Source organism: Rhodococcus sp. NPDC055112, from assembly GCF_053607505.1.
In genome coordinates this window covers 13,987-39,767 of the sequence record NZ_JBSGTR010000043.1, presented here as the reverse complement: position 1 = coordinate 39,767, position 25,781 = coordinate 13,987, and the positions used below count along the sequence as shown (strand labels likewise).

At 68.9% G+C, this 25,781-nt stretch carries 28 protein-coding genes; 15 read left to right on the top strand and 13 right to left on the bottom strand.

The annotated features are described in order from the left end of the window. The first annotated feature begins 39 nt into the window (after positions 1 to 39). Positions 40 to 1,035, top strand: coding sequence for an ABC transporter substrate-binding protein (locus tag ACWFRB_RS18355; protein ID WP_452642551.1), 996 nt, complete (start codon positions 40 to 42; stop codon positions 1,033 to 1,035). 15 nt (positions 1,036 to 1,050) lie between these two features. Here the strand turns inward: ACWFRB_RS18355 and ACWFRB_RS18350 are convergent, their stop codons facing one another. The 4 genes from ACWFRB_RS18350 to ACWFRB_RS18335 form a co-directional block, all read right to left on the bottom strand. Continuing rightward, positions 1,051 to 1,800, bottom strand: a complete 750-nt coding sequence (locus ACWFRB_RS18350) for an aminoacyl-tRNA hydrolase (protein WP_452642549.1) — start codon at positions 1,798 to 1,800, stop codon at positions 1,051 to 1,053. Continuing rightward, entirely contained in the window at positions 1,800 to 3,020 is a 1,221-nt protein-coding gene (gene serB / locus ACWFRB_RS18345; RefSeq protein WP_452642547.1) for a phosphoserine phosphatase SerB, read from the bottom strand. The genes ACWFRB_RS18350 and serB overlap by 1 nt, the downstream gene beginning before the upstream one ends. 108 nt (positions 3,021 to 3,128) lie before the next feature. Next, entirely contained in the window at positions 3,129 to 4,862 is a 1,734-nt protein-coding gene (gene ctaD / locus ACWFRB_RS18340) for an aa3-type cytochrome oxidase subunit I (protein WP_077041122.1), read from the bottom strand. Between the two features lie 171 nt (positions 4,863 to 5,033). Next, positions 5,034 to 5,870 (bottom strand): DUF427 domain-containing protein, encoded by an 837-nt coding sequence (locus tag ACWFRB_RS18335; RefSeq protein ID WP_452642545.1) that lies wholly within the window; start codon positions 5,868 to 5,870, stop codon positions 5,034 to 5,036. Positions 5,871 to 5,974: 104 nt separating this feature from the next. On the opposite strand from ACWFRB_RS18335, the gene ACWFRB_RS18330 reads away from it, so the two are divergent. Genes ACWFRB_RS18330 through ACWFRB_RS18315 form a run of 4 tightly spaced genes read left to right on the top strand, consistent with a single transcriptional unit; the run spans position 5,975 to position 9,662 of the window. Then, a complete protein-coding gene (locus tag ACWFRB_RS18330; RefSeq protein WP_452642543.1) occupies positions 5,975 to 6,976 on the top strand; it encodes an ABC transporter substrate-binding protein in 1,002 nt (333 codons plus the stop codon). 36 nt (positions 6,977 to 7,012) lie between these two features. Beyond that, positions 7,013 to 8,089: an ABC transporter substrate-binding protein gene (locus tag ACWFRB_RS18325; protein WP_452642542.1), complete on the top strand. Its 1,077-nt coding sequence runs from the start codon at positions 7,013 to 7,015 to the stop codon at positions 8,087 to 8,089. Then, positions 8,073 to 9,167, top strand: coding sequence for an HtaA domain-containing protein (locus ACWFRB_RS18320; RefSeq protein WP_452642541.1), 1,095 nt, complete (start codon positions 8,073 to 8,075; stop codon positions 9,165 to 9,167). Before ACWFRB_RS18325 ends, ACWFRB_RS18320 begins: the two co-directional genes overlap by 17 nt. A gap of 3 nt (positions 9,168 to 9,170) precedes the next feature. Further along, positions 9,171 to 9,662: an NUDIX hydrolase gene (locus ACWFRB_RS18315; protein WP_452642540.1), complete on the top strand. Its 492-nt coding sequence runs from the start codon at positions 9,171 to 9,173 to the stop codon at positions 9,660 to 9,662. Here ACWFRB_RS18315 and ACWFRB_RS18310 read toward each other — a convergent pair. The 5 genes from ACWFRB_RS18310 to nrdH form a co-directional block, all read right to left on the bottom strand. Further along, a complete protein-coding gene (locus ACWFRB_RS18310; protein ID WP_452642538.1) occupies positions 9,634 to 10,017 on the bottom strand; it encodes a VOC family protein in 384 nt (127 codons plus the stop codon). The genes ACWFRB_RS18315 and ACWFRB_RS18310 overlap by 29 nt on opposite strands. 123 nt (positions 10,018 to 10,140) lie before the next feature. Then, positions 10,141 to 11,115, bottom strand: coding sequence for a class 1b ribonucleoside-diphosphate reductase subunit beta (gene nrdF, locus ACWFRB_RS18305; RefSeq protein WP_452642536.1), 975 nt, complete (start codon positions 11,113 to 11,115; stop codon positions 10,141 to 10,143). A gap of 34 nt (positions 11,116 to 11,149) precedes the next feature. After that, positions 11,150 to 13,336 (bottom strand): class 1b ribonucleoside-diphosphate reductase subunit alpha, encoded by a 2,187-nt coding sequence (gene nrdE / locus ACWFRB_RS18300; protein WP_452642535.1) that lies wholly within the window; start codon positions 13,334 to 13,336, stop codon positions 11,150 to 11,152. Next, positions 13,294 to 13,752, bottom strand: coding sequence for a class Ib ribonucleoside-diphosphate reductase assembly flavoprotein NrdI (nrdI, locus tag ACWFRB_RS18295; protein ID WP_452642533.1), 459 nt, complete (start codon positions 13,750 to 13,752; stop codon positions 13,294 to 13,296). Before nrdI ends, nrdE begins: the two co-directional genes overlap by 43 nt. A gap of 23 nt (positions 13,753 to 13,775) precedes the next feature. Next, complete coding sequence (gene nrdH / locus ACWFRB_RS18290) at positions 13,776 to 14,009, bottom strand: glutaredoxin-like protein NrdH (protein WP_077041114.1); 234 nt, start codon at positions 14,007 to 14,009, stop codon at positions 13,776 to 13,778. A 329-nt stretch (positions 14,010 to 14,338) separates the two neighbouring features. Between nrdH and ACWFRB_RS18285 the strand changes: the two genes are divergently transcribed. Both ACWFRB_RS18285 and ACWFRB_RS18280 read left to right on the top strand, forming a co-directional pair. Further along, positions 14,339 to 15,160 (top strand): siderophore-interacting protein, encoded by an 822-nt coding sequence (locus ACWFRB_RS18285; protein ID WP_452642532.1) that lies wholly within the window; start codon positions 14,339 to 14,341, stop codon positions 15,158 to 15,160. A gap of 19 nt (positions 15,161 to 15,179) precedes the next feature. After that, the gene (locus tag ACWFRB_RS18280; RefSeq protein ID WP_452642531.1) at positions 15,180 to 15,467 is read left to right on the top strand and encodes a hypothetical protein; all 288 of its coding nucleotides are present in this window, start codon (positions 15,180 to 15,182) and stop codon (positions 15,465 to 15,467) included. An 81-nt stretch (positions 15,468 to 15,548) separates the two neighbouring features. Here ACWFRB_RS18280 and ACWFRB_RS18275 read toward each other — a convergent pair whose 3' ends face one another. After that, a complete protein-coding gene (locus ACWFRB_RS18275) occupies positions 15,549 to 16,112 on the bottom strand; it encodes an NAD(P)H-dependent oxidoreductase (protein ID WP_452642530.1) in 564 nt (187 codons plus the stop codon). 121 nt (positions 16,113 to 16,233) lie between these two features. Here ACWFRB_RS18275 and ACWFRB_RS18270 point away from each other — a divergent pair, with 121 nt between their 5' ends. Further along, on the top strand, positions 16,234 to 16,824 hold the full coding sequence (locus ACWFRB_RS18270) for a TetR/AcrR family transcriptional regulator (protein ID WP_452642565.1): 591 nt from the start codon (positions 16,234 to 16,236) through the stop codon (positions 16,822 to 16,824). A 9-nt stretch (positions 16,825 to 16,833) separates the two neighbouring features. Next, positions 16,834 to 17,613, top strand: coding sequence for an META domain-containing protein (locus ACWFRB_RS18265; protein ID WP_452642528.1), 780 nt, complete (start codon positions 16,834 to 16,836; stop codon positions 17,611 to 17,613). Positions 17,614 to 17,623: 10 nt separating this feature from the next. On the opposite strand, the gene ACWFRB_RS18260 is transcribed toward ACWFRB_RS18265, so the two are convergent. Continuing rightward, positions 17,624 to 18,178, bottom strand: coding sequence for a nucleosidase (locus tag ACWFRB_RS18260; protein WP_452642564.1), 555 nt, complete (start codon positions 18,176 to 18,178; stop codon positions 17,624 to 17,626). A gap of 100 nt (positions 18,179 to 18,278) precedes the next feature. Here ACWFRB_RS18260 and nadE point away from each other — a divergent pair, with 100 nt between their 5' ends. After that, positions 18,279 to 19,118, top strand: coding sequence for an ammonia-dependent NAD(+) synthetase (nadE, locus tag ACWFRB_RS18255; RefSeq protein WP_452642527.1), 840 nt, complete (start codon positions 18,279 to 18,281; stop codon positions 19,116 to 19,118). Between the two features lie 4 nt (positions 19,119 to 19,122). After that, a complete protein-coding gene (locus tag ACWFRB_RS18250) occupies positions 19,123 to 19,905 on the top strand; it encodes an SDR family oxidoreductase (RefSeq protein ID WP_452642526.1) in 783 nt (260 codons plus the stop codon). A 14-nt stretch (positions 19,906 to 19,919) separates the two neighbouring features. Here the strand turns inward: ACWFRB_RS18250 and ACWFRB_RS18245 are convergent, their stop codons facing one another. Beyond that, positions 19,920 to 20,174 (bottom strand): MoaD/ThiS family protein, encoded by a 255-nt coding sequence (locus ACWFRB_RS18245; RefSeq protein ID WP_452642525.1) that lies wholly within the window; start codon positions 20,172 to 20,174, stop codon positions 19,920 to 19,922. Then, the gene (gene moaA, locus ACWFRB_RS18240; protein ID WP_452642523.1) at positions 20,167 to 21,240 is read right to left on the bottom strand and encodes a GTP 3',8-cyclase MoaA; all 1,074 of its coding nucleotides are present in this window, start codon (positions 21,238 to 21,240) and stop codon (positions 20,167 to 20,169) included. Before moaA ends, ACWFRB_RS18245 begins: the two co-directional genes overlap by 8 nt. Before the next feature lie 100 nt (positions 21,241 to 21,340). On the opposite strand from moaA, the gene ACWFRB_RS18235 reads away from it, so the two are divergent. The 4 genes from ACWFRB_RS18235 to ACWFRB_RS18220 all read left to right on the top strand — a co-directional run bounded on the left by ACWFRB_RS18235 (position 21,341) and on the right by ACWFRB_RS18220 (position 25,779). Further along, positions 21,341 to 22,525 carry a molybdopterin molybdotransferase MoeA gene (locus tag ACWFRB_RS18235; RefSeq protein WP_452642522.1) on the top strand — a complete coding sequence of 395 codons (1,185 nt, stop codon included), beginning with the start codon at positions 21,341 to 21,343 and terminating at the stop codon, positions 22,523 to 22,525. Next, entirely contained in the window at positions 22,522 to 23,529 is a 1,008-nt protein-coding gene (gene moaCB / locus ACWFRB_RS18230; RefSeq protein WP_452642563.1) for a bifunctional molybdenum cofactor biosynthesis protein MoaC/MoaB, read from the top strand. Before ACWFRB_RS18235 ends, moaCB begins: the two co-directional genes overlap by 4 nt. Continuing rightward, on the top strand, positions 23,522 to 23,935 hold the full coding sequence (locus tag ACWFRB_RS18225) for a molybdenum cofactor biosynthesis protein MoaE (RefSeq protein WP_452642521.1): 414 nt from the start codon (positions 23,522 to 23,524) through the stop codon (positions 23,933 to 23,935). Before moaCB ends, ACWFRB_RS18225 begins: the two co-directional genes overlap by 8 nt. Before the next feature lie 302 nt (positions 23,936 to 24,237). Beyond that, positions 24,238 to 25,779: a DEAD/DEAH box helicase gene (locus tag ACWFRB_RS18220; RefSeq protein ID WP_452642519.1), complete on the top strand. Its 1,542-nt coding sequence runs from the start codon at positions 24,238 to 24,240 to the stop codon at positions 25,777 to 25,779. The last annotated feature ends 2 nt before the right edge of the window (positions 25,780 to 25,781 follow it).

Sequence of the window (25,781 nt, the reverse complement as noted above, 5' to 3'; positions counted from 1 at the left end):
CCATCTACCCGAATCGACAACGAAGAAGAAGGCAGCACCGTGAACTTCCGCTCCTCCCGCCTGCGCCTCACCGGCGTCGCCCTGATCGCCGCGACCTCCCTGCTCCTCGGCGCCTGCAGCGGCGGCGACACCACGGCGGAGGCCCCGCAGACTGGTCCCGTGGACTTGTCGGCGGTGACCCTCAAGGTCGGCGACCAGAAGGCCATTTCCATCGAGGTACTGCTCCGCGCCGCCGGACAGCTGGACAACCTGCCCTACAAACTCGAGTTCTCCACCTTCACCGCCGGCCTTCCACTCGTGGAGGCCGCCAGTGCGGGCGGCATCGATCTGGCCCAGACCGGCAACACCCCGGTGATCTTCGGTGCCGCATCGAAGGCGAACATCAAGATCGTCGGCGCCCTCGAGGCAACCGGCAGGGGCGACGCCATCCTGGTCGGGAAGGACTCCGCGACGCGGTCGGTCGCCGACCTCAAGGGCAAGAAGGTCGCGGTCTTCAAGGGCAGCTCCGCCCACGCGAACCTGCTACTGCAACTGAAGAAGTCGGGCCTGTCGACACGGGACATCGAGGTCGTGTTCCTCACCCCCGCGGACGGGTACGCCTCGCTGACCAAGGGCGATGTGGACGCGTGGGCGACCTGGGATCCATACACCGCGATCGCCGAGAAGGACTCGGGTGCAAGGGTGATCGCCACTGCCGATCAGGCCGCCAACGGGTACAACTTCTGGGCGGCCTCATCCGACGCGCTCGCCGACACCGGCAAGGCCGCCGCCATCGAGGACTTCTTCACCCGCTACGCCGCGGCCACAACCTGGTCACAGGCGAACCTCGACGAATGGTCGACGAAGTACGCGGAGCTCACCTCGATCAGCCCTGATGCATCCCGCACCACCTGGACCCGGTCGATCAAGCAGCCGATCCCGTTGACAGACAGAGTGATCGCGTCCGAACAGGAGATCGCCGACGCGTTCACCGCAGCGGGTGACATCCCCGGCACGGTGGATTTCGCTGCGGCCGTGGACAACCGGTTCGACTGACGCCCACCTGACGGGTCAGGGGTGGGCGATCACCGTCATCGAGCCCGGGGCCACCTCGGTGTACCCCGCATCGCGCACGGCGATCGCCCGCCCCTGCGCCACCAGCTCGCCGAGCGCCGCCCACTGCGCCGGATCGGCGTCCCGCACGCTGCAGCGGAAGCCGTCGCGCGACCATTCCCATGCGCGCTCGGGCGCCATCGCACCCGCCAACAGCATCGACGCGTGCCCGACCTGTGCCGCGGCCTTGCCGACGGTCATCTCGAGCGAACGGTTCACCCACAGCACCGGCAGGCCGGCCACCGGTAGGCCCGGCTCGTCGTGCTCGAGGTCGGTCCCGCCGATCTGCAGTTTGCGGACGCGCTGATCGACCTCGCCGACCGGGCCCGGCACGATGGCCCGGGCCTGCGCCCCTTCGACCTCGACCGTGACACCGTCCACCTGCTGCGCGGCGACCCACTGCGACCCCCTGGCCCGGCGCGCGACCTTCCGGATCCGCGAGCCGGTCCAGTCGAGCAGGGGCCGCCGCCACGGGCCCGGTTCGCCGTCTTCGGTCGTGCCCGCCCGCTCGTCGAGGCACAGCGCCACCGTCGCCGCGGCCGCGGCCGCCAGCAGTGCACTGCGCGCGGGCGGATGCACCTTGGTGATGTGCAGGACCATCGGCATCGCCAGCACCTGGGCGGGATCCTCCGGGTCCGCGCGGCCACCGTAGCCCGCCGCGAGCACCGCGTGCCGGTCGAGGAAGGCGGCGGGGAGGCGCTCGTCCATCAGAGCGGCACCCGGCGCACCAGCCCGTCCTCGGCGTCGGCCGCCTCCACCTCGTGGCGGGTCACCCCGAGGATGAACAGCACCGCATCGAGGAACGGATGCGAGAGCGCCGCGTCCGCCACCTCCCGCAGTGCCGGCTTGGCGTTGAACGCGACCCCGAGGCCCGCGGCGTTGAGCATGTCGATGTCATTCGCGCCGTCCCCCACGGCGACGGTCTGCTCCATCGCGACGCCGGACTGGGCGGCGAACTTTCGCAGCGCGACGGCCTTCGCGGCCCGGTCGACGACATCGCCGATCACCCGGCCGGTCAGCTTGCCGTCCACGATCTCGAGGGTGTTCGCCTCGACGAAGTCCAGCTCCAGCTCGTGCGCGAGGCCCTCGATCACCTGGCGGAAGCCGCCGGAGACGACACCGCAGTGGAACCCGAGCCTGCGCAGGGTCCGGATGGTGGTGCGGGCGCCCGGGGTCAGCTCGAGCGACTCGCCCACCTCGTCGATGACCGAGGCGTCGAGCCCGGCCAGGACCGCGACCCGCTGGTGCAATGACTCGGTGAAGTCGATCTCGCCGCGCATCGCGGCCTCCGTGACGGCGCGGACCTCCTCCTCCTTGCCTGCGCGGGCGGCGAGCATCTCGATGACCTCGCCCTGCACCAGGGTGGAGTCCACGTCGAAGACGATGAGCCGCTTCGCGCGTCGGGCCAGCCCGGCCCGCTCCACGGCGACGTCGACGGCCTCCCCGACGGCCACCTCGGCCAGTCCGGTGCGCAGGGCGGCGTCCGCCTCGGCGCCCGTGTTGGCGGCGGTCACCATCAGCTCGAGACCGGTCACCGGGTAGTCGGCGATACCGCGGATGGAGTCGATGTTCGCGCCCTGCTTGGCGAGTTCACGGGCGATCGTGCTGAACGAGCGGGCGGTGACCGGGCTGCCGAGCACCACCACCGCGTGGGTGGACGGCGCGGGCCTGGCCGCGGCGAACGAGCCCGACTCCACGTCGACCTGCATGCCGACGGTGGCCATCGCCCCCTCGAGTTCGTCCTGCAGCGCCTCGGCGTCGTTGGGGTAGGACACCAGGACGCCCAGCGTCAGGCGCCCCCGGATGACCACCTGCTCCACGTCCAGCAGGCTCACGCGGTGACGCGAGAGCGCCGCGAGCAGCACCGACGTGACGCCGGGGCGGTCCGGTCCGGTGACCGTGACCAACACCGTGGTGTCTGAACCCACCGAGAACTCCCTCCATCCCGCGGCACAGACCGCGGATTCGAACCCATTGTGCCAATCACAAGGCCCCGCCCGAAGCTCGGGCGGGGCCTTGAGAGTTGTTCATTGCGGCTAGTGCGCGTCCTCGAGGACCGCGGTGGCCTTGCTGCCGTGGCCGGGCCCGACGTGCGCCTCGGCACGCATCCGCTCGACCATGTGCGGGTAGTGCAACTCGAACGCCGGACGCTCCGAACGGATCCGGGGCAGCTCGGTGAAGTTGTGCCGCGGCGGCGGGCACGACGTCGCCCACTCCAGGGAGTTGCCGTAGCCCCACGGGTCGTCGACCGTGACGATCTCGCCGTAGCGGTAGCTCTTGAAGACGTTCCAGATGAACGGCAGCGTGGAGGCACCGAGGACGAACGCGCCGATCGTGGAGATCGTGTTCAGCGTGGTGAATCCGTCGCTGGGCAGGTAGTCCGCGTAACGACGGGGCATGCCCTCGTTGCCCAGCCAGTGCTGCACCAGGAACGTGGTGTGGAAGCCGATGAAGGTCGTCCAGAAGTGCCACTTGCCGAGACGCTCGTCGAGCAGGCGACCCGTCATCTTCGGGAACCAGAAGTAGATGCCCGCGTAGGTGGCGAACACGATGGTGCCGAAGAGCACGTAGTGGAAGTGCGCGACCACGAAGTACGAGTCGGTGACGTGGAAGTCGAGCGGCGGGCTGGCGAGCAGCACGCCGGACAGACCACCGAAGAGGAACGTCACCAGGAAGCCGACGGAGAACAGCATCGGCGACTCGAAGGTCACCTGGCCCTTCCACATCGTGCCGATCCAGTTGAAGAACTTCACGCCGGTCGGGACCGCGATGAGGAACGTCATGAAGGAGAAGAACGGCAGCAGCACGGCGCCGGTGGCGTACATGTGGTGCGCCCACACCGCGATGGAGAGGGCCGCGATACCCAGCGTGGCGTAAACCAGGCCGCTGTAGCCGAAGAGCGGCTTACGGCTGAACACCGGGAAGATCTCCGAGACGATGCCGAAGAACGGCAGCGCGATGATGTAGACCTCGGGGTGACCGAAGAACCAGAACAGGTGCTGCCAGAGCAGGACGCCGCCGTTGGCCGGGTCGAAGATGTGTGCCCCAAAGTGCCGGTCCACGAACACACCGAGCAGCGCCGCGGTCAGCAGCGGGAAGGCCAGGAGGATCAGGACGCTCGTCACCAGGATGTTCCAGGTGAAGATCGGCATGCGGAACATGGTCATGCCGGGGGCGCGCAGACAGATCACCGTGGTGATCATGTTGACGCCACCGAGGATGGTGCCGAGACCACCGACCGCGAGGCCCAGGATCCACAGGTCCGCGCCGACGCCGGGCGAATGCAGGGCGCTGGTCAGCGGGCTGTAGGCGGTCCAACCGAAGTCGGCGGCACCACCGGGGGTGATGAAGCCGGCGGTGGCGATGAGCGCGCCGAACAGGTACAGCCAGTAGCTGAACGCGTTCAGACGCGGGAACGCCACGTCGGGGGCGCCGATCTGCAGCGGCAGGATGTAGTTCGCGAATCCGAACACGATCGGGGTCGCGTACAGCAGCAGCATGATCGTGCCGTGCATGGTGAAGAGCTGGTTGAACTGCTCGTTCGACAGGAACTGCATCCCCGGAACCGCGAGTTCTGTTCGCATCAGCAGGGCCATCAGGCCGCCGACGAGGAAGAATGCGAACGACGTCACCATGTACATGATCCCAAGAACCTTGGGGTCAGTGGTGGTGATCATCTTGTAGATGTATGAGCCCTTGGGTCCCAATCGCGCCGGGTAGGGCCTGGCGGCGTTTATCTCGGGGACTGGCTGGGGCGCTACGGCAGTCACTGATCCTCCTGAATGTGCCCTTGGTCGCTCCGCAGGCTCCGCTCAGGACGTCCGGCCCCGGGCTGCGAGGCGAACGTCCTCTTGCTTGCGCTCTGACGAATCGTAGACCGTCCCTCCACGATCCGCGGAGCCGGTCCTACCCATCGTCGTACTTCGTGTCGCGTACAGCCGTCACGCGGGCTCCGACCAGGGCGTACGCGGCCGGACGACCGGCACTCCGTCGACGATGACGTCGAGCCGCTCCTGATAGAAGGCGACCAGTCCGGCGATCTGCGGGCAGTCCGGCAGCGGGCGCTCGTAGCTCCACGCGACGTCGACTCCGCGCTCGCCCGCCTGCTCCACGCTGAAGTACGACGCCTCCCCCTTGTAGGGGCACCACGTCTTGGTCGCCGTCGGCGCCAGGGCGACGCGGACATCCTCGCGCGGCAGATAGAAGCGCGTCACGGGCAGCATGGTCTCGAAGAGCATCATCGACCGATCGGATTCGGCGATCAGAACGCCGTCGAGCTCCAGCCGAACCCTCCTCGAGCTGCGACGGACGTCGACCCGATGGAAGGGATCACGCGGATGACCGAGGATCTGCTCGTCCTCCTCCCACCAGCCGAAAGCCTCGAAGTCCAGTAGCACCAGCTTGGACAGCACCTGATCCGCGGGCCGGAATGCGGCGGCCGGGTACACCCCGTCGTCGGTGACGATGTCGAGCGCGGTCCCGTGGCATGTGTGCGCGGCGAAACCGACCTCAGGCCCGAGCGCCGGGCCGGTCTGCTCGTCCAGGAAGACCGGCATCTGCGTGCCCTCAGCACCCGCGGCAGGTGACAGCGTGCCCTGCACGTCGCGGATCGGCACCGCGTAGACCGGGACCACCCGGCGGGGCTCCCACACGAGCACCGCATCGAGAGAGTCGGCCACCACCCGGTCACCGCTGCGGGCGCGGATCCGCTTGCCGGTGGGCAGATACCGAAGCTCGCCGAGCTCCTGCAACAACCTCTTGTGCATCGAGACGGCCATGCCCTCCATCGTGCCCCCACACGGCCGTCCAGGCGGGGGCATCACAGAACAAAGGTCAGCCTTGCTAAGGTTTCGCTTACCTAACGATCTGACAGGAGTTCTCTGTGAAGGCCCGCAAGAATCCGCTGTTCACGCTCGTCGCCGGAGCCGCCGCCGCAGTCATCGGCCTGACCGGCTGCTCGACCGAGAACACCGAGGCGGCTCCGGAGCCGACCGCACAGGCGCACTTCCCCCGCACGGTCGAGCACGCGCTCGGATCGACCGAGATCCCCGCCGCCCCGAAGCGGGTCGTCGCCCTCGACACCAGCTATTCCGACGCCGTCCTGCTGCTCGAGACCGACCTGGTCGGATACGTCACCTACCGCACCGACACTCTGCCGGACTATCTCGGCGACGCCCGCGCCGAGTACGCGAAGGACGCCGTCGCGGTTGGCCCACTGGCCACGCCCAGCCTGGAGAAGATCGCCGAACTGCAGCCCGACCTGATCGTGTCCGCGAAGGTCCGGCACGGCGACATCTACGAGCAGCTCTCCAAGATCGCGCCCACGGTGATGTCCGAGACCACGGGGCCGACATGGAAGGACAACATCCGCCTGCTCGGCAAGGCCCTTGGCAAGGAGGGCCTCGCCGAGCAGAAGATCGGCGCCTACGAGGACCGCGCGGCGGCCGTCGGCGCCGAGATCAACGCCAAGGCGAACAACCCCACCGTCTCGGTGGTCCGCTTCGCGGGCGAGCCGACGGCCCGGATCTACCGGAGCACCTCGTTCAGCGGCATCGTGCTCGCCGACGCCGGGCTGGCCAGGCCCGCCAGCGCGGCTCCTGACCCGGCGAAGCCCTCGAGCATTTCCAACGACATCAGCCCCGAGCTGATCACCGAGGCCGAGGCCGACCTGATCCTGGTCTCGACCTACCACGCCCCCGACGGCAGCACCGCGGTGGCCGACCACGCCAAGCCGTTCCTCGCCAACCCGCTCTGGGCGGGCCTGCGCGGCCGCAAGATCGACGTCGACGACACGGTCTGGATGTCCGCGGTCAGCGTGCAGGGCGCGGGCGGCATCCTCGACGACCTGGCCGCGGCCTACGACGTCGACCCGCGCCGCGGCTAGTCTCGACACCGCCCGTCAGCTCAGGAGGACCCCCACATGCGTAAGCCTCATCTCGTCCGCCGCGTCGTGCCCGCGGCCCTGCTCACGGCGTCGGCCGTGCTGCTCGCCGCGTGCGGTGGCTCCAGCACCGACGACGCCGCCGACGGCATCGTGCGCAGCACCACCACCGTCGCGGGCGCGGGTGTGCTCGGCAACGACCGCGACACCGAGAACGTCTGCGGCCCAACGGCTCCCGTGGACCCCGCCGGCGTCACGGGCACCACCCGCAAGGTCGTGCACGCGGCGGGCGAGACCGAGGTACCGGCGGATCCGCAGCGGATCGTGGTGCTCGACACCGACAAGCTCGACACCGTCTGCGCGCTGGGACTGCAGGACCGGCTCGTCGGCGCCGCGGTGACAGGAGCGGTCGGGTCCCAGCCCGAGTACCTCGGGCCGACGATCGCGGGCGTCGAACCGGTCGGGACGTTGCAGGAACCGGACATCGAGAAGATCGCCACCCTCAAGCCGGATCTCATCCTGGGCTCGAAGTTCCGCACCCCGGAGCTCTACCAGCAGCTCAGCGCGGTCGCCCCCACCACGTTCACCGAGAAGGTCGGCACGACGTGGAAGGACAACCTGCTCCTCGACGGCGCCGCGCTCGGCCGGGGCGCGGCCGCGCGCCAGGCCCTCGACGACTACCAGGGCGCCGCGACCGCGACGGGCAACACCCTCGACTCCTCCCAGACGCAGGCCTCCGTGGTCCGCTTCATGCCCGGCGCCATCCGGATCTACGGCCCGGACAGCTTCTCCGGCCAGGTCCTCACCGACGCGGGCGTCCAGCGCCCGACCTTCCAGCGCCTCGAGGACGCCAAGGACAAGCGGTTCGCTGAGCTCAGCGAGGAAACGCTGAGCAATGCCGAGGGCGACGTCATCTACGTGAGCTTCTACGGCGACGAGGCCAGGGGCCAGGGCGTCAAGATCATGAACGGCGGCCTGTGGCAGGGACTGGGCGCCGTCAAGGACAAGCGCGTCTTCACCGTGAACGACGAGATCTGGATGACCGGCATCGGCGTCATCGCCGCCCGCGGCATCCTCACCGACCTGGAGGCCTCGCTCAATGGCTACGTCAACTAGGCGCCGCGGCGCCCTCGCCTCGCTCGCGGCCGCGCTGATCGGGTCGCTGGCGTTGGCGGCCCCGGCCGCGGCCGCGCCTGCCGAACCGGCTGGGCACGCCCGGATCGAGCTGTTCACCGCCGACGGCACCACCGCGCTCGGCGACACCGCCGTGCACGAGGGTGACCGGATCGTGGTGCGCGGCACCGGTTTCGATCCGCAGGCCAATACCGGCGGACTGCCGGTGCCGGTGCCGCCCGGCGTCCCGCACGGCACGTTCGTCGCGTTCGGCGCGTTCGCCCCGCAGTGGCGTCCCTCCGAGGACGCACCGGCGCAGGCCAGGGTCGGGCAGCAACGCTCGGCCACCGCGTGGGTGATGTCCGAGGACGCGCTGAACCGGGTTCCGGACGCACCCTTCGATTTTCGTCGCACCATTCGTCAGCAGTGGGTCCCCCTCGCAGTCGACGGTTCCTTCACCGCCACCCTCACGGTGAAGAAGCCGGCGACCGCGGCACCCGACGCGGTCTACGGGGTGTACACCTACGCCGCCGCGGACGCCGTCAACGCCGCGGAGGAGCTGTCCGTCCCGGTGAACTTCGACCCGGCACCGGGACCGAACGCGCCCACACCGCCCGCGCAGGACCTGCTGTGGGCCCTCGCCCCCGGCTACACCGAACTGGTGCAGCGCGGCACCCAGGGATCTGTCGTGGGCAGCGACGGCGGGACGGTCCGCAAGGACGGCCGCCTCGCGTTCGAGCTCGACTCAGCCGACGTCGATCCGTCGACCGGCCTCGGCACCGTCCGCTATCGGGGCACCGTGGTCTCCTTCACCCGCTTCCACCTCGCGGAGATCGCCCTGGCCGATCCGTGGATCGAGTTCACGCCCGAGGGCACGTTCCTGTCCGCGGAGACCTCGGACGGCAACATGGTCGGCACCGACGCCATGAGCCGGATCCGGTTCGCGCAGTTGGACACTCCGGCCAAGGCCGGCGCATCCGAGTTCACCGACGTCCCCGCCCGGTTCACGGCACCGCTGCAGCCGAGCATCCTTCTGCCGTACTCCGGCGGGCAGGCCGCCCCGGTCACCTTCCGGTACTAGCCGGTGCCGATCCCCCGGTTCGTCAGCGACCTCCGCGCTCACGTCGGACACGCCCCGTTGTGGCTGTCCGGCGTGAGCGCGGTCGTCGTCGACGACGGCGGCCGAATCCTGTTGACTCGCAGGGCCGACAACGGGATGTGGGCGGTGGTCTCCGGCATCCTCGAACCCGGCGAGGAACCCGGCCCGGCCGCGCTGCGCGAGATCCTCGAGGAGACCGGCGTCGAGGCGGCGCTGGTGCGCATCACCAGTGTCGACACCGCCGGTCCGATCACCTACCCGAACGGGGACGTCGCGAGCTATCTCGATGTCTGCTTCCTGGCGCGGCACACGGCGGGTGAGGCCCGCCCGGCCGACGAGGAGAACCTCGAGGTCGCGTGGTTCGCGCCGGACGCGCTGCCCGAGGACCTCACCGAGAGCTCGACGCGGCGCATCGAGAAGGCGCTCCTCGGCGCGCCCGAGGCGTGGTTCAGCCGCCGTTCTCCCACAGACCCATGATGTTGCCCTCGGTGTCCTTGAAGTAGGCCGCAAAACCCATCTCCCCGACCGCCTGCTTCTCCCCCACCGTCGAGCCGCCCAGCTCTCCGATCTTCGCCAGGGCGTCGTCGATGCTCGGCACGTCGATGGTGATCACCGGCCCCTTCGGATACTCCGGGACGCGCTCGAACATGCCGCCGTTGATGTATCCCGGCTCGGTCGGCATGCCCTGCTCGCTCACCGGCCCGGTGCCCGCGATCGTGTAACTCATCTCGGGCATCTCGGTGGCATTCCATCCGAACGCCTGCCGGTAGAAGTTCCTCGCCCGGTCCCCGTCATCGAACGGGACCTCGAAGTGCACAACCTTGCCGCTCATCGTCTCTCCTCACCTGAAGTGAACATCCGACGATGCCGACGCTAGCCCGATCCCCTGCACACGTGAAGGGCCCCTGCACGCGTGCAGGGGCCCTTCATCGTCGTGTGCTGACCGGGAGACGATCTAGAAGTCCCAGTCCTCGTCTTCGGTGTTGACGGCCTTGCCGATCACGTAGGAGCTGCCCGACCCGGAGAAGAAGTCGTGGTTCTCGTCCGCGTTCGGGGACAGCGCCGACAGGATCGCCGGGTTCACGTCGGTCTCGTCCTTCGGGAACAGCCCCTCGTAGCCGAGGTTCATCAGCGCCTTATTGGCGTTGTAGCGGAGGAACTTCTTGACGTCCTCGGTGAGACCGACCTCGTCGTAGAGGTCCTGGGTGTACTCGACCTCGTTGTCGTAGAGCTCGAAGAGCAGCTCGAACGTGTAGTCCTTCAGGTCCTCGCGCTCGGCCTGGGTGAGCTGCTCGAGGCCCTTCTGGTACTTGTAGCCGATGTAGTACCCGTGCACGGCCTCATCGCGGATGATCAGCCGGATCAGGTCGGCGGTGTTGGTGAGCTTGGCCCGCGAGGACCAGTACATCGGCAGGTAGAAGCCCGAGTAGAACAGGAACGACTCGAGCAGCGTCGAGGCGACCTTGCGCTTGAGCGGATCGTCGCCACGGTAGTAGTCCATGACGATCTGCGCCTTGCGCTGCAGGTTCGGGTTCTCCTCCGACCAGCGGAAGGCGTCGTCGATGTCACGGGTCGAGCACAGCGTCGAGAAGATCGAGCTGTAGCTCTTCGCGTGCACCGACTCCATGAACGCGATGTTGGTGTACACCGCCTCCTCGTGCGGGGTGATCGCATCCGGGATCAGGCTGACGGCACCGACGGTGCCCTGGATCGTGTCCAGCAGCGTCAGGCCGGTGAAGACCCGCATGGTCAGCTGCTTCTCGTTCGCGGTCAGGGTGTTCCACGACGGGATGTCGTTGGACACCGGGACCTTCTCCGGCAGCCAGAAGTTACCGGTGAGGCGATCCCACACCTCGGCGTCCTTCTCGTCGGGGACGCGGTTCCAGTTGATCGCCGACACCCGGTCGATCAGCTTGATCTTCTCGCTCACGATTCCCTCACTCCATTCGAGCCGTACGCCACACTCACAACATGCACGAGACGCAACCCTCGACCTCGGTGCCCTCGAGGGCCATCTGACGCAACCGGATGTAGTACAGCGTCTTGATTCCCTTGCGCCACGCGTAGATCTGGGCCTTGTTGATGTCCCGGGTGGTGGCGGTGTCCTTGAAGAACAGCGTCAGCGACAGTCCCTGGTCCACGTGCTGGGTGGCCGCGGCGTAGGTGTCGATGATCTTCTCGTACCCGATCTCGTAGGCATCCTGGTAGTACTCCAGGTTGTCGTTCGTCAGGTAGGGCGCCGGGTAGTAGACGCGACCGATCTTGCCTTCCTTGCGGATCTCGATCTTCGACGCCACCGGGTGGATGGAGCTGGTGGAGTTGTTGATGTACGAGATCGACCCGGTCGGCGGCACCGCCTGCAGGTTCTGGTTGTAGATGCCGTGCTTCTGCACGGACGCCTTCAGCTCACGCCAGTCGTCCTGGGTCGGGATGTGCAGGCCCGCATCGGCGAACAGCTGCCGCACCCGCTCGGTCTCCGGCTCCCACACACGGTCGGTGTACTTGTCGAAGAACTCACCCGAGGCGTACTTGGACTCCGGGAAGCCGGCGAAGTACGTGCCGCGCTCCTTGGCGATCTCGTTGGACGCCCGGATCGCGTGGAACACCACGGTGTAGAAGTAGATGTTCGTGAAATCGATGCCCTCGTCGGAGCCGTAGTGGATCCGCTCGCGCGCCAGGTATCCGTGCAGGTTCATCTGCCCGAGACCGATGGCGTGTCCCTCGTCGTTCGCCTTCTTGATCGACGGGACGGAGTCGATGGCGGTCTGATCGGCGACGGCGGTCAGCGCGCGGATCGAGGTCTCGATGGTCTGCGCGAAGTCCGGCGAGTCCATCGCCTTGGCGATGTTCAGCGAACCGAGGTTGCAGGAGATGTCCTTGCCGATGTGGCTGTAGGACAGGTCGTCGTTGAAGGTCGACGGCGTGGAGACCTGCAGGATCTCCGAGCACAGGTTCGAGTGGGTGACCTTGCCTGCGATCGGGTTCGCGCGGTTCACGGTGTCCTCGTACATGATGTACGGGTACCCGGACTCGAACTGCAGCTCGGCGACGGTCTGGAAGAACTCGCGCGCCTTGATCTTCGACTTGCGGATCCGCTTGTCGTCGACCATCTCGTAGTACTTCTCGGTGACGTTGATGTCCGCGAAGGGCACCCCGTAGATCCGCTCCACGTCGTACGGCGAGAAGAGGTACATGTCCTCGTTCTTCTTCGCCAGCTCGAAGGTGATGTCCGGGATGACCACGCCGAGCGAGAGGGTCTTGATGCGGATCTTCTCGTCCGCGTTCTCCCGCTTGGTGTCGAGGAAGCGGTAGATGTCCGGGTGGTGCGCGTGCAGGTACACCGCGCCCGCGCCCTGACGCGCGCCGAGCTGATTGGCGTACGAGAACGAGTCCTCGAGCAGCTTCATGATCGGGATGACACCCGAGCTCTGGTTCTCGATCTTCTTGATCGGGGCGCCGTGCTCACGAACGTTGCTGAGCAGCAACGCGACTCCGCCGCCGCGCTTGGACAGCTGCAGGGCGGAGTTGATGGAGCGACCGATCGACTCCATGTTGTCCTCGATGCGGAGCAGGAAGCAGGACACGGGCTCGCCGCGCTGCTTCTTGCCCGAGTTGAGGAAGGTGGGGGTGGCGGGCTGGAAGCGGCCTGCGATGATCTCGTCGACCAGCTTGGTGGCCAGCTCCTCGTCGCCCGCGGCCAGCGTCAGGGCGACCATGCAGACACGGTCCTCGAATCGCTCCAGGTACCGCTTACCGTCGAACGTCTTGAGCGTGTACGAGGTGTAGTACTTGAACGCGCCGAGGAACGTGGGGAACCGGAACTTCTTCGAGTACGCGTGGTCGATCAGCGACTTGACGAAGTTGCGGGTGTACTGGTCGAGAACCTCACGCTCGTAGTAGTTCTCCTTGACCAGGTAGTCCAGCTTCTCGTCCTGGTTGTGGAAGAAGACTGTGTTCTGGTTGACGTGCTGGAGGAAGTACTGGTTCGCGGCCTCGCGGTCCTTCTCGAACTGGATCTCGCCGTTGGGGCCGTACAGGTTCAACATCGCGTTCAACGCGTGATAGTCGAGTTCTCCCGAGGAGACGTCGGGTCGTGCCACAGCGCGTTCTACACTCCCAGCCGGGGCTGTGTCTGTGATTGTCGGTGCCACTGTTCACTCTCCATGAATTGTTCGAGCCCGTCGCGGACGGCCACTACGTCGTCGGCGGTTCCCATGAGTTCGAAGCGGTACAGGTACGGAACCTTGCACTTCTGCGAAATCACGTTTCCGGCATAGCAGTACGACTCGCCGAAGTTCGTATTGCCGGCAGCGATCACTCCGCGGATGAGGGAGCGATTGTGCTTGTTGTTGAGGAATCTGATGACCTGCTTGGGCACGTAACTCGTGTCGCGGCCGGTCGCGGTGATCCCGCCCCCGTAGGTCGGCAGGATCAGGACGTACGGCTCATCGACCTCGAAGGTGCCGGTGCGGTCATGCAGGGGAATGCGCGTGGCCGGGACACCCAACTTCTTCACGAAGCGGTGGGTGTTCTCCGACGCGCTGGAGAAGTAGACCAGCGATGTCACAGCCGATCATCTCCGCTTGGTCTTCAGGCGGCAGCCGCGACGAGCGACTTGATCCGGTCCGGACGGAAACCCGACCAGTGATCCTCGCCTGCCACCACGACGGGGGCCTGCAGGTAACCCAGGGCCATCACGTAGTCGCGGGCCTCCGAGTCCTCGGTGATGTCGATGACGGAGTACTCGATACCGGCCTTGTCGAACGCGCGGTAGGTCGCATTGCACTGAACGCACGCCGGCTTGGTGTAGACGGTGATGCTCATGTAAGTCCCTCTTTCTCTGGCTTACGGAACTGATGGTCAGTGACGCGGAAGATCATGTGGATCCCACCTACTGGACAGCGCTCCGGCCTGTGTTTCTCGACCGTTCCGGCTATGCCCTCTCGGTGTTCTAGACACTACACCTAGTGTCCGACATATCCATAGAACGCGAGATGTTGTGAACCACAACCATGAAATTCCCAGGTCGTAAGGTATCCGCCCCCGCCGGAAACAGGCCCTCTCGGCGTGTCGCAGGTCACATTTTCACAGTGTCGTGCGCGGCACTTCCCCGATATGCATGCCGCGGCCGAGGACCGGCCTAGGGTGAGGCGGTGCCGACCGCCGAGGATCCCCAGTTCCACGCCGCGGTGGTGTCGACCACCCACCTGTCCCCCAGCCTGCGCCGGATCCGATTCACGCTCGCGGACCCCGCCGCGTTCACCTCGAGCGGCGACCCCGACGAGCGACTGCTCGTCGAGTTCGGCGACGACCACCGGCGCAGTTACACGGTGCGCCGCTGGGACGCGGACACCGGCGACGTCGACATCGACTTCGCGGTCCATGCCGGCGGGCGGGCCGCCGAGTGGGCGCGGGCGGCCGAACCCGGCGAGCCCGTGCGACTGTCCCACCCGAAGGGCTGGTACCGGCCGCCGGCGGACGCGCGCTGGCAACTGCTCCTCGCGGACCTCAGCGCGCTGCCGGCCGCCGCGCGCATCATCGAGAACCTACCGCCCGGCACCGGCGTACACCTGGTCGCCGAGGTCCCGGAGCCGGCCGACGAGCAGGACTGGGCCACCGACGCGGAGCTGACGGTGACGTGGCTACACGACACCGGCAACGGCCGCACCCCGAGCGCGCTGCCCGGGTGGCTGCGCGGCCACCGGCTCCAGGACGGCCCCGGCTACATCTGGTCGGCGGGCGAGACGGGCGCCTCGCGGCAGATCCGCAGGCACGTCCGCCGCGAGTTGGGCTGGGCGGCGGAACGATTCGACATCATGGGCTACTGGCAGGCGGACAAGGAACGCTGGCTGGCCCGGTACGCGGAGGTCGAGCCGCAGATCGAGGCGCTCACCATGAGCGAGCTGTCGGCCGGGCGCAGCATCGACGAGGTGCGCGATGCCGTCGACGACGCCCTCGAGCAGGCAGGGCTGTGATCCCGGTTACGCTGCCGCCGTGAACATCTCACTGTGCGTCCTGCTGTGGGCCCATCCCGGCGAAGAGGAAGGCCTCGTCAGGTACGAGGATCGGGTCCTCGAGCTCGTGACCGAGCACGGCGGCCGGGTGCTGCAGCGGGCCCGCACCGACGGCACCGGGGATGAGCCCCTGGAGATCCAGCTGTTCACGTTCGAATCCCAGTCGGCGCTGGACGGGTACATGCAGGACGAGCGCCGGCTCGCCCTCGCCGACGAACGCGACCGGGTTGTCGCACGCACCGAGATGATGCGGGTCACGCTCGACTGACCGGCCACCGCGCCGCCCCCGGATGAACCCGTGCCCGGGCGGTGCGTGATGCACCGCCCGGGCACGAGCAGGAAAGATGTGTCAGGCGTCGACGAGCACCTTGGTCGCGTTCACCAGGTCGGCGACGACCTTGGCGAGCTGTGCCGAGACCTCGGCGTTCTCGCTGGCGTGCTTGTCACCGAACTTCTCGAACGCGCCGCCGATGACGAGCGCGGTGTCCTCGACCACCTTGCCGCCCGCGATCCCGACGGCCTTGGTGGTGTCCTCGTGGGCCCACTTCGCGCCGTTGGGGCTCGGGGAGGCGCTGATCACGGCGACCGGCTTGCCTGCGACGGCACCGGAACCGTAGGGCCGGGAGATCCAGTCGATGGCGTTCTTGAGGACGGCGGGAATGGTGCCGTTGTACTCGGGCGTCACCAGCAGGAGGGCGTCGGCGGCACCGGCGGCCGCGCGCAGCGCCTCGACGCTGTCGATGGTGCCCGCCACGTCGATGTCCTCGTTGTAGAAGGGCACGTCGGCGAGGCCCTCGTACACGGTGACGTTCGCACCCTCCGGCGCGACGGCGACCGCGGTCTCGGCGAGCTGACGGTTGACGGAGGCGGCGCGCAGGCTGCCGACCAGGACGAGAACGTTGGCGTTAGACATGAGAACTTCCTTCGATGATCCGGGGGGCGCTTGCCGATCTAGGTATATCAGCTAACCGGACTACGGTCCACTTATATTCCGGAGAGGGTACGATCGCCTCGTGCAGACCACCCCGATCCAGATGGCGGACCAGCCCGAGGCCGAACGGTGCGACGCCGTGCGCAACCGCGCGTTGCTGCTGGACGCCGCCGCCGCGCTGGTCGCCGAGCGGGGCGCGGACGCGGTGACGATGGACGCGGTCGCCGCGAAGGCCGGTGTGGGCAAGGGCACAGTGTTCCGGCGGTTCGGCAGCCGGTCAGGCCTGATGCAGGCCCTCCTCGACCACACCGAGCAGGAACTGCAGCACGCCTTCATGTACGGACCACCGCCCCTCGGTCCCGGCGCCGACCCCATCGACCGCCTCGTCGCCTTCGGTCGGGCCCGCATCTCGCTCGTCGACCTCAGCGGCGACACCCTCCGCGCGGTGGAGGACTCCGACGAACTCCGCTTCGGCAGCGCCCCGCGCCAGGTCAGCCTCACCCACGTGGCGATGCTGCTGCGCACGGCGGGCACCGAGGGCGACATCCCACTGCTGGCCCACAGCCTGCTCGCCCCCCTCGAGGCCTCGCTCGTCATGCACCAGATCCGCACCCTGCACATGCCGATCGAGCGGATCGCCGACGCCTGGGAGGATCTGGTCCGGCGGGTCACCGGAAGCCCGGCGGGTCACTAGGATCCGGGCATGCGCCTTCGCCGTGTAGCCGGACTCGCCCTGCTCGCCGCCGCCTTCCTCACCGCCTGCAGCGCGGAGGGCACATCGACGCCGAGCGGCGAGGACCTGCAGGGGCGCACCTTCCTCTCCACCGAGGTCGAGGGCACCCCGATCCCCGGCGGCGGGCCACTCACCGTGGAATTCGCGGCGCCGGACCGGATCTCCATGACCGCAGGCTGCAACCGCGGCAACAGCACCGTCGACCTGTCCGACGGCAAGGTGGTCACCGGACCCATCGCGACCACCATGATGGCCTGCGTCGGCGACACCGCAGGCGCCGACGAGTGGATGACCTCGCTGTTCGAGGCCGGTCCGGCCTGGACCCTCGACGGCGACACCCTCACGCTGACCACGAGCGACGCCTCGGTCACCCTCGTGGACAAGAAGGTCGCCACCCCCGACCGTTCGATCACCGGGACCACCTGGGTCGTCGACCAGCTGATCAGCCCGAGCGCGGTCACCACCTCGGTCGCCCTCGAGACCGCCGCCCCCACCCTGCTGATCGGCGACGACGGCTCGGTCAGCGGATCCACCGGGTGCAACCGGATGACCGGCACCGCCCAGGTCGCGGGAGACAAGGTCACCTTCGGCCCGCTCGCGACCACCATGATGGCCTGCGAGCCCGACGTCGCCGAGGTCGAGCGGGCGGTGCTGAACGTGCTCAACGGCGAGACCACCTTCACCGTCGACGCGGACCGGGCCCGCGTGATGCAGGCGGACGGCGACGGACTGGGCCTGCGCGCCCAATAGCGGGACGGCGCTACAGGTTCTCGGTCAACCAGGTCGCGAGGATCCGGGCGCTCGCGTCCACCTGGGCCGGCCAGTCCATGGCCGATTCGTCGGCACGATCGCTGACGTGCTTGACGATTCGGCATCCGACACCCATCCGCGCGCAGGCCGCAGCCACCGCGAAGCCCTCCATGTCGACGAGGTCGGCCCTGGTCGCGAGCGCGTCCCGGACCACCGCATCGGAGATGAACACGTCGCCGGTCGCGAGCACCGAATCGTCGCCGCCGGGAAGCGTGATCCGGTCCGTCACCGGGTGCCCGAGCGAGCGCAACACCTCCGCGCTGATGTCGTGATTGAGCACGGCGGACGGTACGAACAGACCGGCATGGTGCTCGTGCAGCGCCCCCGCGGTGCCGATGTTGACCACCGACGGGCGATCCTCGGGTCGGTACCGCGCGAGCGCCTCCGTGACAGCGACCGCCGCGGCGACCTTCCCGATCCCGGTGACGACCACCTCGAATCCGTCTGGCACGTATGCGGCCTCCCCCTCGGTTGCGGACACGACGAGGAACCTGGGCGCAGTCACGTTGGGCACGCGTGGCACTGTATCGCCCGCCGGATGGGCCGCCGACCGGTCCCCGCGCGCACCCGCGCGCACACCGCCGACCGTCGCTAGAGTGACGCGCATGGCGAATCTGCGTGCGGAAATCCTGCAAGAACTCGGCGCGAAGCCGACGATCGACGCCGAGGGCGAGGTGCGGGCGCGCGTCGACTTCCTCAAGGGCTACCTGCGCTCCACTCCCGCCAAGGGATTCGTGCTCGGGATCAGCGGCGGCCAGGACAGCACGCTGGCCGGTCGACTGGCGCAACTGGCGGCCGCCGAGCTGCGCGAGGAGGGGCACGACGTCGAGTTCGTCGCGGTCCGACTGCCGTACGGCGTACAGGCCGATGAGCACGACGCGCAGATCTCGCTCGAGTTCATCAAGCCGGACCGCTCGGTGACCGTGAACATCAAGCCGAGCACGGACGCAGCGGCGGCCGAGAGCGCCGGGGGTCTCGCCGAGATCATCGGGCACGACGGCGAGCTGCGGGACTTCGTGCGCGGCAACATCAAGGCCCGTGAGCGGATGGTGATCCAGTACGCCATCGCCGGACAGCTCGGCCACCTGGTCATCGGCACCGACCATGCCGCGGAGGCGATCACCGGGTTCTTCACGAAGTACGGCGACGGCGGCGTCGACCTCACGCCGCTGACCGGCCTGAGCAAGCGACAGGGCGCCGCGCTGTTGCAGCACCTCGGTGCCCCCGCCAGCACCTGGGCCAAGGTCCCCACCGCCGATCTCGAGGACAACAGGCCCGCGCTTCCCGACGAGGAGGCACTCGGCCTGCGCTACAGCGAGATCGACGACTACCTCGAGGGCAAGGAGGTGACCGCGGCGGTGGCCGAGAAGCTCGAGTCCATGTACCTGGGCACCCGGCACAAGCGCGCGGTGCCCGTGTCTCCGCTCGACGAGTGGTGGAAGTGACGCGATGAGCACCGTTCTCATCGCAGGCGGTACCGGCACCGCGGGCGCGGCCGCGGTCGCCGAACTGCGGGCGCGGGGGCATCGGGTGCTGACCCTGAGCAGACACTCCCCCGAGGGCCCCGCCGCCGACCACGTCACGGCGGACCTGCTCACCGGCGAGGGCCTTGCCGCGGCGCTGGACGGCGTCGACACGGTGATCTCCGCGGTGAACGGCCAGACCCGACAGACCAGGCCGGTGTTCACCACCGGCGCCACGAACCTGGTGCGCGCTGCCGAGGCGGCGGGTGTGCGGCGAGCGGTACTGCTGTCGATCGTCGGTGTCGACCAGCTGCGGTTCTCCTACTACGAGGCACTGACCGAGCAGGAGGGCATCTACTCCGCATCCGGCCTTGACGTCCGGATCGTGCGATCCACCCAGTTCCATCAGCTGCTGCGGTCCATCTTCGCCACGACCGCGCGGTTCGGGGTGATCCCCGCGGTCCGTGGCGCCCGCTTCCAGCCGATCGCCCCGACGGATCTGGCCCGCGCCCTCGCGGATGCCGCGCTGACCGAGTCCACCGACGACGGCAGGATCGAGGTCGGCGGTCCCGAGGTCCGGACGATGCGTGAGCTGGCCGAGTCATGGAAGCGCGCGACCGGCAGCCGGGCCCTTGTCCTCCCGGTCCCGGTCCCCGGTGCACCCGGCCGGTTCCTGCGCGCAGGCCTGAACCTGACGACGGAAAACCGCTACGGCGCTGTCACATTCGACGAGTGGCTGGCCACCGAGGCACCTTCGACGAGTGAATGACAGGCGAGGGCTGATCAGCCGCCCGCGAACGGGGGCAGCACGTCGACCCGCGACGCGGCCACCAGGCCGAGGTCGCGGGTCAACTCGTCGTCCTGCAGGAACGCAGCAACCGTCAGCACCCGCTCCATCCTGGGTCCGTGCCGCTCGACGAGCACGGACCTCAGCGCCCCGAGGTCGGCACCCGCGCCGATCCGCACGGATTCCTCGGTGCACCCGGCGGCTTCCGCCGCCGCCGCGAAGTAACGCACCAGAATCGCCTGTTCAGCCACCGATCGCCCCCATGCTGCGTTGCGGCGGTTCGAAACCCTCCGCGTTGATCCCGTGGCCTGCCCACTTGTTCCACATCGCGCCCCGCCACAACTGCGCGAGGTCGTCGTCACTCGCGCCCGAGCGCAGCCCGGCGCGGAGGTCGATCTCGTCATCGCTGAACAGGCATGACCGGACGGTGCCCTCCGCGGTGAGCCTGGTCCGGTCGCAGTCGCCGCAGAAGTTCCTGGTGACCGAGGCGATGATGCCGACCGTGGCCGGGCCGCCGTCCACCAGCCATTCCTCCGCCGGGGCGGAGGGATCGTCAGGACGTCCCGCCGCGGTCAGCTCGAAGCGCTCGCCCAGCACCTCGAGCAGCCGGGTCGCGGCGATCATGGAATCGCGGGCCCAGGCGTGGTCCGCGTCGAGCGGCATCTCCTCGATGAACCGGAGCTGACAGCCCTCCGAGAGGCACCACTCCAGCAGATCGGCTGCGCCGCCGAGGGTCTCCGGCATCAGCACGGCATTGATCTTCATCGGCGCCAGGCCCGCCGCGGCCGCCGCGCGGATACCCGCCAGCACCGAGGGCAGGCGGTCGCGACGGGTGAGTTCGGCGAAGTGTTCCCGGTCGATCGAGTCGAGGGATACGTTCACCCGCGTCAGACCGGCGGCGGCCAGCGCTTCGGCGCGGTGCTCGAGGCCGACCGCGTTGGTGGTCATCGACAGCGGGATGCCCGGCACCGCAGCGGCGCAGCCGGCGATCATCTCCTCGAGGTCGGGGCGCATCAGCGGCTCCCCGCCGGTGAACCGGACCTCCCGGACACCGAGCTCCTCGACGGCGATCCGGACCAGCCGGACGATCTCCGCCGCGGTCAGCAACCGCTCGCGCGGGATCGCGGGCAGACCCTCGGCGGGCATGCAGTAGGTGCAGCGCAGCGAGCACTTCTCGGTGATCGACACGCGCAGGTCCCTGGCCACCCGGCCGAACCGGTCGACCAACTCGGGGACGTCTGGGCGATCGGCAATCGACGGGTGGCTGTTGCGGACGCGCGGCAGCCCCATCTGGACCGGCCTGACGGTCGCAGTCATCGCGTCATCAGCTCTGCCACCACACCAGTATGCGGCCAACACGGGTTGCTCGTCGCGCCGAGCGCCTGCCTAGGATTGGCCCCATGCCGCAGGAAACGCCATGACCAGCAGATCTGTCGAGGAGCACTCCGCCGAGGTGCAGCGCCTCCTCGCACCGCTGCTGGCGCCGACCGTCGAGGACGTCGCCGTCACCGAGGCACTCGGACGGGTGCTGGGCGCCGACGTGCGCTCGCCGCTGGATCTCCCCCTCTTCCGCAACTCCCAGATGGACGGGTTCGCGGTCGCCGCCGCCTCGCTGACCGGGGTGCCGGTGACCCTGCCTGTCACCGGGACCATCGCGGCGGGTCCCGCCGAGCCTGCCCCGCTCGCCCCTGGCAGCGCGGTCCGGATCATGACCGGGGCCGTGATCCCGGCGGGCGCGGACGCCGTCGTCCCGGTCGAGGACACCGACGCCACCGCAGACACGGTGACGATCCGGGTGCCGCGCCGGGCAGGCGAGTACGTCCGGGAGGCGGGCACCGATGTCGGGACCGGCGACCTGCTGCTCGCGGCGGGCACCGCGCTCGGCGCACGGCACCTGTCGCTGTTCGCGGCGGTCGGCCTCGCCACCGTCCCTGTCCTCCGCCGCCCTCGGGCGGCGGTCATCGCGACCGGCGCCGAATTGGTCCGCGCAGGCGAGCCGCTGCGGCCCGGCCAGATCTACGAATCCAACTCGGTGGCCCTTGCCGCGAGCCTGACGGCGAATGGCGCGGACGTGGTGTTCGTGGACCGCAGCGATGACGATCTCGCCGTGTTCGGTGAGATCCTGCGCCGCGCAACCGCTTCCGCGGATCTGGTGATCACCTCGGGAGGGGTGTCGATGGGCGACTTCGAGGTGGTGCGCGAGGTGCTCACGCCGCTGGGCGGCTGGTTCGGGCACACCACCATGCAGCCGGGCGGGCCGCAGGGCCTGGCCGAGATCGACGGCGTCCCGGTGCTGAACTTCCCGGGAAACCCGGTGAGCACGATGGTCTCCTTCGAGGTGTTCGTGAAGCCGCTGCTGCGCAAGGCCGCGGGCCTACCCGCCGTCGCCCTGGAGGAACTCGTGCTGACCGAGCCGATCACCTCGATCCCCGGCCGACGCCAGTTCCTGCGCGGCCGACGGGTCGCCGGGGGCGTCGCCCTCGAGTCCGGGCCGGGCTCACACCTGGTCGGGGCGCTGGCCCGCGCGGATGTCCTGATCGACATCCCCGAGAATGTGACGACAATGAAGGCGGGAGACAACGTGCGGGTGTGGCCACTGTGAATGACGAACCGAACGAGCTGACTCACCTCGACGGCGAGGGCCGCGCGCGCATGGTCGACGTCAGCGCGAAGGCAACCACCACCCGGATCGCGGTAGCGGGCGGCGAACTCCAGACGACCGCCGAGGTGATCGCGCTTGTCCGCGCCGACGGCATGCCCAAGGCGGACGTGCTCTCGACCGCCCGGATCGCGGGCATCGCGGGTGCCAAACGCACCTCCGAGCTGATCCCGCTGTGCCATCAACTCTCGCTGTCCTCGGTGAAGATCGAGTTCGGGTTCACCGAGACCACCATCACGGTCGAGGCCACCGCCAAGACCACCGGACAGACCGGCGTCGAGATGGAGGCACTGACCGCCGTCGCCGTGGCCGGGCTGACGCTGCACGACATGGTCAAGGCCGTCGATCCCGCCGCCACCATGAACGGTGTGCGCTTGCTGACCAAGGAGGGCGGCAAGCACGGGCACTGGGTTCGCCCCGGTGCCGCCGAAGCCGATGACGAGCCCCAGACCGAAACCCCCACGGCCGGACCTCGATCCGCCGTGGTCCTGGTCGCCTCCACCGGGGGCGCCCGCGGAACCCGGGAGGACACCACCGGACCGGTGCTCGCGGAATGGCTGACCGCGCAGGACCTCTCGGTGCGCGGCCCGCTGGTTTACGCCGACGCCGACATCGCCGCCGGGCTGGCCGACGCGCTCACCGGTGCACCAGCGCTCGTGGTGACCACCGGCGGAACGGGCACGTCCCCCACCGACCAGACCCCGGAGGCCACTCGCGCCGTGCTGGACCGGGAGCTGCCAGGACTCGCGGAGGCCATGCGCCGCAAGGGGTCCGAGAAGACCCCCTATGCCTCGCTCAGCCGCGGGCTGGCCGGGTTGTCCGGCCGCACCGTGGTGGTCAACCTGCCGGGCTCACCTGGCGGTGTCCGCGACGGCATGTCGGTACTCGAACCGATCCTGGAACACCTGCTGGCGCAGGTTGCGGGTGGAGGTATGCACGATGCGTGAGCTTCTCGCTTTGATCTCGACCGACCCCATCGATCAGGCCGCGGTGGACGCGGCGGTCGCGGGACCCGAGCACGGCGCGGTGGTGCTGTTCAGCGGCGTGGTGCGCAACCACGATGGCGGACAGTCGGTCTCGGCGCTGGAGTATCAGGCGCACCCGGACGCCCAGCGCTTCCTGCGCGAGTGCTGCGAGCAGGTGTCCGCCGAGACCGGGCTCCCGGTCGCGGCCGTGCACCGGGTCGGCCCCCTGGTCGTCGGGGACCTGGCGCTGGTCGCCGCGGTCGCGGCGCCGCACCGCGCGGAGGCCTTCGCGGCGTGCTCGGTGCTGGTCGAACGCATCAAGGCCGAGGTGCCGATCTGGAAGCGGCAGCACTTCGCGGACGGCGTCACAGAATGGGTGGGGCTTTAGCTGGGTGGGAAACCACACAGCGGGTGGGGCTCTAGCGGGACGGGTGTGACGCAGCCGACGGTCGGAACGGTCCGATCGTCGGCTATCCTTGGTGTCACCTGGCGCGGCTGTACGCGCGCCAAACGTCGTGGAACGCTTCCTCAACGAACTCGTTGATCGGTGCAACCAGCACGAGCTCTTCTTACGGCGATCGATTTTGCCCACCGGCAATCTCGCCATCTTGTGCTGACAGGCGTGTGGATCCTTTCGATTCCCCGTGCGTCGAACAGTGCAACCCGATGCCTGAAAGGCACTCGACCCACATGACGAAATCCTTTGCTGACCTCGGCGTGCGCGAACCCCTCGTGAGGGCGCTCGCCGACGGCGGCATCACCTCTCCCTTCCCGATCCAGGTCGATACCCTCCCGGACACCCTTGCCGGCCGCGACGTGCTCGGACGAGGCAAGACCGGCAGCGGTAAGACGCTCGCGTTCTCCATCCCGATGGTGGCCCGCCTGGCCGGTGACCTGGCGGGCGGCAAGCGTCGCCCTGGCCGCCCGCTCGGCCTCGTCCTGGCCCCGACCCGCGAGCTCGCCACCCAGATCACCGCGACGCTCGAGCCCCTCGCCAACGCCTACGACCTGCGCGTCACCACCATCTTCGGCGGCGTCTCGCAGCACCGTCAGGTGCAGGCCCTCAAGGCGGGCGTCGACATCGTCGTGGCCTGCCCCGGCCGCCTCGAGGACCTGATGAAGCAGAAGTTCGTCTCCCTCGACGCCGTGGAGATCACCGTCCTCGACGAGGCCGATCACATGGCCGACCTCGGCTTCCTGCCCGTGGTGACGCGGATCCTCGCGGCCACCCCGACACAGGGACAGCGGCTGCTGTTCTCCGCGACCCTCGACAACGGCGTGGACAAGCTGGTCAAGCGCTTCCTGCACAACGAGGTGCTGCACTCGGTGGACGAGGCCAACTCGCCCGTCGCGGCGATGACGCATCACGTGTTCGACGTGCACGGCGTCGACGCCAAGAAGGACCTCGTGCACAAGCTGGCGTCGGGCACCGGCCGCCGGATCCTGTTCATGCGCACCAAGCACCAGGCCCGCAAGCTGGCCCGCCAGCTCACCGAGGCCGGTATCCCCTCGGTGGACCTGCACGGCAACCTGTCGCAGGCCGCGCGCGACCGCAACCTGGCCGCCTTCTCCGCAGGCGAGGCCCGCGTCCTGGTCGCGACCGACGTCGCGGCGCGCGGCGTGCACGTCGACGACGTGGAGCTGGTCGTGCACGTGGACCCGCCCGCCGAGCACAAGGCGTACCTGCACCGCTCCGGCCGCACCGCGCGCGCGGGCAGCGCAGGCGACGTCGTGACGGTCGTGCTGCCCGAGCAGCGCAAGGACCTCGCCATCCTCATGCGCAAGGCCGCCATCAAGGTGACCCCGCAGCAGGTGACGGCGGACTCCGATCCGGTCAACGCGCTGGTCGGCGAGATCGCGCCGCACGTCATCCCGGCACCCAAGCCCGCCACCCAGCCGCAGGGCCAGGGCGGCGGCGGTCGCCGTGGCGGCGCAGCCGGTGCCGGTCAGCGTCGTGGCGGCGCTCAGGGCGGCGCTCGCAGCGGCGGCGGCCAGGGCGGCACCCGTGGCGGCGGAGCGCAGGGCGGCGGCCGTGGCCGCGGGCAGTCCGGTTCCGGGACGGGCCGCGGCGGCGAGGGTGCTGCCACCGGCGGCGGTCGGGGCTCGGGTGGCCGCGGGCGCGGCCAGGGTTCCGGGACGCCCACCGTGATGTACAGCAGCGAGACGCCGGGATCCGGTGGCTCGCAGGGCGGCGGCAGCAATCAGCGGCGCAGGCGCGCCACGCGCCCCTAGGT

Excerpts from the sequence above, each read along its gene's own strand:
- ACWFRB_RS18350 (WP_452642549.1), bottom strand. The coding sequence starts at position 1,800 with ATGGACGAGCGCCTCCCCGCCGCCTTCCTCGACCGGCACGCGGTGCTC.
- ACWFRB_RS18335 (WP_452642545.1), bottom strand. The coding sequence starts at position 5,870 with ATGGCCGTCTCGATGCACAAGAGGTTGTTGCAGGAGCTCGGCGAGCTT.
- ACWFRB_RS18325 (WP_452642542.1), top strand. The coding sequence starts at position 7,013 with ATGCGTAAGCCTCATCTCGTCCGCCGCGTCGTGCCCGCGGCCCTGCTC.
- ACWFRB_RS18320 (WP_452642541.1), top strand. The coding sequence starts at position 8,073 with ATGGCTACGTCAACTAGGCGCCGCGGCGCCCTCGCCTCGCTCGCGGCC.
- ACWFRB_RS18310 (WP_452642538.1), bottom strand. The coding sequence starts at position 10,017 with ATGAGCGGCAAGGTTGTGCACTTCGAGGTCCCGTTCGATGACGGGGAC.
- nrdH (WP_077041114.1), bottom strand. The coding sequence starts at position 14,009 with ATGAGCATCACCGTCTACACCAAGCCGGCGTGCGTTCAGTGCAATGCG.
- ACWFRB_RS18275 (WP_452642530.1), bottom strand. The coding sequence starts at position 16,112 with ATGTCTAACGCCAACGTTCTCGTCCTGGTCGGCAGCCTGCGCGCCGCC.
- ACWFRB_RS18270 (WP_452642565.1), top strand. The coding sequence starts at position 16,234 with ATGGCGGACCAGCCCGAGGCCGAACGGTGCGACGCCGTGCGCAACCGC.
- ACWFRB_RS18265 (WP_452642528.1), top strand. The coding sequence starts at position 16,834 with ATGCGCCTTCGCCGTGTAGCCGGACTCGCCCTGCTCGCCGCCGCCTTC.
- nadE (WP_452642527.1), top strand. The coding sequence starts at position 18,279 with ATGGCGAATCTGCGTGCGGAAATCCTGCAAGAACTCGGCGCGAAGCCG.
- ACWFRB_RS18250 (WP_452642526.1), top strand. The coding sequence starts at position 19,123 with ATGAGCACCGTTCTCATCGCAGGCGGTACCGGCACCGCGGGCGCGGCC.
- moaA (WP_452642523.1), bottom strand. The coding sequence starts at position 21,240 with ATGACTGCGACCGTCAGGCCGGTCCAGATGGGGCTGCCGCGCGTCCGC.
- ACWFRB_RS18235 (WP_452642522.1), top strand. The coding sequence starts at position 21,341 with ATGACCAGCAGATCTGTCGAGGAGCACTCCGCCGAGGTGCAGCGCCTC.
- ACWFRB_RS18225 (WP_452642521.1), top strand. The coding sequence starts at position 23,522 with ATGCGTGAGCTTCTCGCTTTGATCTCGACCGACCCCATCGATCAGGCC.
- ACWFRB_RS18220 (WP_452642519.1), top strand. The coding sequence starts at position 24,238 with ATGACGAAATCCTTTGCTGACCTCGGCGTGCGCGAACCCCTCGTGAGG.